4 protein-coding genes are annotated in these 4,692 nt (G+C 38.4%); 3 read left to right on the top strand and 1 reads right to left on the bottom strand.

Features of this window, described 5'->3' with window-relative positions; all coding sequences use genetic code 11:
- Nucleotides 1-70: 70 nt before the first annotated feature.
- Nucleotides 71-1,276: a hypothetical protein gene (locus HMPREF9073_RS06630; RefSeq protein WP_009413214.1), complete on the bottom strand. Its 1,206-nt coding sequence runs from the start codon at nucleotides 1,274-1,276 to the stop codon at nucleotides 71-73.
- Between the two features lie 446 nt (nucleotides 1,277-1,722).
- On the opposite strand from HMPREF9073_RS06630, the gene HMPREF9073_RS16255 reads away from it, so the two are divergent.
- The 3 genes from HMPREF9073_RS16255 to HMPREF9073_RS06620 all read left to right on the top strand — a co-directional run bounded on the left by HMPREF9073_RS16255 (nucleotide 1,723) and on the right by HMPREF9073_RS06620 (nucleotide 4,280).
- Nucleotides 1,723-2,448, top strand: a complete 726-nt coding sequence (locus HMPREF9073_RS16255; protein WP_009413213.1) for a hypothetical protein — start codon at nucleotides 1,723-1,725, stop codon at nucleotides 2,446-2,448.
- Nucleotides 2,449-2,486: 38 nt separating this feature from the next.
- Nucleotides 2,487-3,101 (top strand): leucine-rich repeat domain-containing protein, encoded by a 615-nt coding sequence (locus HMPREF9073_RS16250; protein ID WP_009413212.1) that lies wholly within the window; start codon nucleotides 2,487-2,489, stop codon nucleotides 3,099-3,101.
- Nucleotides 3,102-3,197: 96 nt separating this feature from the next.
- A complete protein-coding gene (locus HMPREF9073_RS06620) occupies nucleotides 3,198-4,280 on the top strand; it encodes an OmpA family protein (protein WP_009413211.1) in 1,083 nt (360 codons plus the stop codon).
- Nucleotides 4,281-4,692: the final 412 nt, after the last annotated feature.

Here is a 4,692-nt window from a genome sequence, read left to right as displayed (position 1 = left end):
GACTTTGACAAAGTTTATGATGCAAAAGCGATTTGTGCGAGCCGCACGGGTAGGAAAATTTGCTAATTCTCTAATTTGCTAATTCTCTAATTATATACACTTCTCGGCTGTTGTAAAACAATTGATAGAGTAGCTGGGTATTGCTGTAGAACATTAAATCTTGATAGGTTTCTAAGTGTTCGTCTCCGTTTTTTAAACAGTACAATGGCTGGTAGTCAATCGATCCAAACATAGGGTTATTGCGCGAAATGAGGAGGTGAAAAACCACTCCTTTTGCTACTAAGTCTATGTATAAACCTCGGTTATTTTCAGTTACATAAAGTGGATGTATGCTGTGATGCTTGCAGGTTGTTTCTTTGGTAAATCGCGCGCTAAAGTCACCGATAAGCGGGTTGTTTTCACCTTTAGAACGTTCGTTTTCAGGTATTTTTTGATAGGTATACTCGTTGGGTGACAGGTAAAAATACTGCCATCGTTCATTTCTGTAGAAGAATACTTTTTCTTTAGATTTTGAGGTGTTTAGCTCATCACTTTGGTCGGATTCCTGACTGCGAATCTCGTAAATATAGTAATAATCGGCGGTATTTTGCACTTCGTTGAAGAAGGTTCTCCGCTGTTTATCAGTCCACTGTGGTGAATGGTTTACTATAGTTATGGGTTTGAGTTGTGTATCGCCATCGATTGCCCACGAGAGGCTTTGGTTATCGTTGAAATTTACATAATAGCTACCCAAAAAAGCGTATTCAAAATCGCATTGGTTCGTTAGTTGCAGGCTATCGATGAGTATTCCTTGACGGTTAAACTTGTAGAAATGAGGGTAATAGACGTTTTGCATCAATACCAACTGGGCGTGTTCGTTTAGAAAGAGGAAGTTGTATTCCAAGTTCTTATCGGGATTAGGGGAGAGCAGGGATAGGATTTTGCCGTTTTTGCGGTAGGGCGTATGAGTTTGTAGTGAGAGGTAGTTGTCGTACTTTTTAGGAGTCATCATAACAGAATAGACATTTTCTAATTCGTTTTGAAGTGCTAATAGCAAAAATAAAACGAGCCCTACTAGTATGCCTGCTAAGAGCCATTGGCGCGCCCAATGGTAGTAAAAGCTGTAGTAAAAAAGAAATAAGAATGAGAGTGCAACACTGCACAATACAGCACAAACGACCGCAACAAATGTATCAAACTCACTGTTTATCCAGAACACAACAGCTGCGCATACCACCATCACGCTGATGATGATAATGAGGTATTTTAGTGCTTTTTTATAAGGAGGGGTGTTCATATCAATACTAAATTTCAGGTTACAAAGGTAAAAAATAGTTTGCAAAATAGCAAGAATTGGTTCTTCAATAAAGGTAATTTTACTGATTTTTATGTAACCATTTTACCCATTTCTATTATTTTGAATTTGTTAAGGTACTACGTCATTAGTACGTCACATTTTTGTAAGAGTTTTATTTATAGTGAGTTATAAAAGTGTATAAATGAATACTTTTTACTCGTATAAGTTACAATTGGCTATTTTTAAGCTTGCAACCTGTTAAAATGGTATTAAAAAGCAGCTGTGAATTGTTAAAATTGTTAAAAACACTACTACTTCACTACTTCAATGATGTGATAAAGTTAAGCATATCTTAAATTAATTTGGAGGGTTTATTTTCCCGTTTGTACCTTTGCACCAGATAAATAACCCACGCCATAGTGCGTAATTAAACAAAAAGAAAAAATATGAGAAAAAGAATTTTTGCTTTAATGGCATTTGTATCTTTAAGTCTTGCCTGCGTTGTAGGCTGTAAATCGGATGCCGATGATGGGGTAGGTGAAAAACCGCGCCCAAGTACTGAAGATAGCTTCTATTTTAGAAATGGGGCAAAACACACTATCCATATGGTAGAACGAGACGATCGCGTTGTATTTTTAGATGGTGTTTCGGATAACTTTACTTTTACTGATAATGCAGGTACAGGTCTCACTATTGTACAAGGTACTGTGTCAACCACCTTAAATATCCGTGCTAATACTCAAGGTACTTACGAAATTGTAATTGCCGATACCAAAGAGGGTGTTGAACGCAAGGCTACCCTTATTGTAGAAGTAGCTCCACGCGATACCGGTTGGAGAGATGGCGTATACACTATTAAAGATATTGATGGCGATAAAACTGAAGCCAACTCTAACGACTATGTGGATGTAGAATATCCTGATGGTTATCAGTACGATAGTTCCTCTCTTTCATCTGAAGCTTCTACTCGTATTACAGTTAGTTCACAAGCTGGTAATATTGTAAGGGTAACCGCTAAAAACCACTACGATTCTTCTGCTCCTTTAGAGTTCAAACTCAAACACAAAACCGATGCTTCAAAAGCACCTCTTACTGTAAAAGTAAAACGCGTGACCAAGTTCTGGAATTACAGTAGTCAATATCTCTATGTATTTCTAATAAGGATTATGTAACCCTATACAGCTTTACCAATGCCCCAAGAGTACCTAAAGTGCCTTATAGTGTAAAATATGTATATGGTGGTAGTACTAGTGGGGGCGATGCTACTAAACTCTATGGAAACCCTATTATTACCAGAATAGACCTTAACAATGTGGAATATGTAAACTCTCACGCTTTTGCTAATTCAAGCAATTTAACAACTGTTATTGCTCCTAAAGTAAAAACAATTTATTTCGGTGCTTTCTATAACACTAAACTTGCTAAAATAGAATTACCTGCTTTAGAAGAACTTCATGCCTATTATTCTGGTCAATTGAATGGTGATTATAGTGATTATTATAGTTATTTTAATATTTTCCCTGCTACGATACGTTCTATAATCATAGGAAAAAATGTTAAGAAAATAGGATACTATGCTTTTGTGGGTACTGAAAACTCATTGGCAGAATTGCGTATAGGGGTAGAGGCTCCTACTCAAATAGACAAAAATACTTTTAAGTATACTCCAGAAGGTGTTAATCATTATAATAGAGCTGTGCCTCAAGGACCTATAGGAAAGCCAAACAATGCTGCCTTGTATGTGCCTAACAGATCACTTGCTGAGTGGAAAACTGTACACCCTTGGATTACTACTGTATTTACAGGTGGTGTAAGAGGCTATTAATAATAAGGCTCTGAGAAACTCTGAAAGGCTCTGAGAAACTCTGAGGAACTCAGAAAAAAACTCTGAGGATAAAACAATTAAAAAAAATCACAAGAAATGAACAAAATTAAAATATATACCATTGCTGCCATTGCAGCGCTCAGCGCGAGTGCTGTAACAGCACAAGATAACTATCGCCCTTGGCTCGTAGGGGCGGGTGTGAGCACCGTAGACTTTAAGGTGCCCGAAAGAAGTGTAATGAAAGACTGGTTTGGGTATCCCGATATGAATATCGGTTTCCGCCTCAACGCCGCTCGCTACATCAAAAAAGGCATCACTGCCGAAGCGGGTTTTGCGTATGCAAGCATTAAGAAAGATCAAACCTACTTTCCTGATGTAGAGGAAACCAAACTTGAAAACGCCAAAACTTACTGGGCGTTTGACGTACGCGGTCGTTATCACCTCAACCGTTTATGGGATGCGCTTCCTTGGCTCGACCCTTATCCACAAGTGGGGGTAGGCTTTGCTTCAGTAGATAGCGAAAGCAAATTCAAACTTATCGCAGGACTTGGTATAAACTTCTGGTTTACAGATGTAGTGGGTGCTAATGTGAACACTGCCTACAACGTAGGGGGTGGCACCGGTCACGACTACTACCAATGGGGTGCAGGCGTAGTGCTTAAATTGCCGCTTACCGCTCGCGAAAACCCTATCGTAGACCACGTAGAACGCACTAAAGAACCTAAAGTAAAAGAGAAAAAAGACCGCAAACGCGTATCGGCTAACAAAGCTATCACTCGTGTAGAAACCCCTGAAGAACGCAGAGCCCGTACCCAACGTGTGGTAAAACAAATCAACTTGTATGCAAAAACCATCTTGTTTGACACCGATAAATCGGTAGTAAAACCACAAGCTGAGTTTATCTTGGACAATATCGCTGTCATTATGAACGAAAACCCCGATTTCAACTTCGTAGTAGAAGGACATACTGATAACACTGGTACTCCTGAGCACAACCTCAAACTCTCACAAGATCGCGCTGATGCTATCAAGCAATACCTTTCACGCCACGGTGTGAGCAAAAAACGCCTCGAGGCTAAAGGTTATGGACAAACACGACCTATTGAGAGCAATGATACTGAACGCGGTAAAGAAATCAATCGTCGTGTAGAAATCAATGTTATCAAAGATCAACAATAGTTAGTGGTGAAAAGTGCTTCCCGTATTCTCTTTTTTTGAGTACTTGTTAAAATAAGAGGGTTCTTCACGATGCAATCATCATAAATGTTTTTAATAAGGTAATCATATTTGCTTTTTGGAGAACTATGGGAGCACTTTTTTCAATTGTTAGATCATCAAGTAACGAAAAGTTTTTTTCATAGGTGGCTTATTCACCACAAAATCTCATTTTAATTATACAATAATTGAAAGGCTCGGCGATGGGAATTGCTGAGTCTTTTTTTTGTAAAAAGTTCGATATTTAAGAAGCAGCGAAATATTTTTAATCTCCCACAAAGCCAGCGAGTTGGCGTAGCTGGGTATGTGAAACACGAATTTCCACGAAATTGAGAGTGCATAAAAGTCTTTATTTATAATTATCTCACTAATTTTC

The sequence above is a fragment of the Capnocytophaga sp. oral taxon 326 str. F0382 genome (assembly GCF_000318295.1).
GTDB lineage: Bacteria > Bacteroidota > Bacteroidia > Flavobacteriales > Flavobacteriaceae > Capnocytophaga > Capnocytophaga periodontitidis.
This window is presented reverse-complemented; position numbering and strand designations above follow the sequence as displayed.

What these genes read in the sequence shown, in the direction of transcription:
- HMPREF9073_RS06630 (WP_009413214.1), bottom strand. Translation starts at nt 1,276, where the DNA reads ATGAACACCCCTCCTTATAAAAAAGCACTAAAATACCTCATTATCATC.
- HMPREF9073_RS16255 (WP_009413213.1), top strand. Translation starts at nt 1,723, where the DNA reads ATGAGAAAAAGAATTTTTGCTTTAATGGCATTTGTATCTTTAAGTCTT.
- HMPREF9073_RS06620 (WP_009413211.1), top strand. Translation starts at nt 3,198, where the DNA reads ATGAACAAAATTAAAATATATACCATTGCTGCCATTGCAGCGCTCAGC.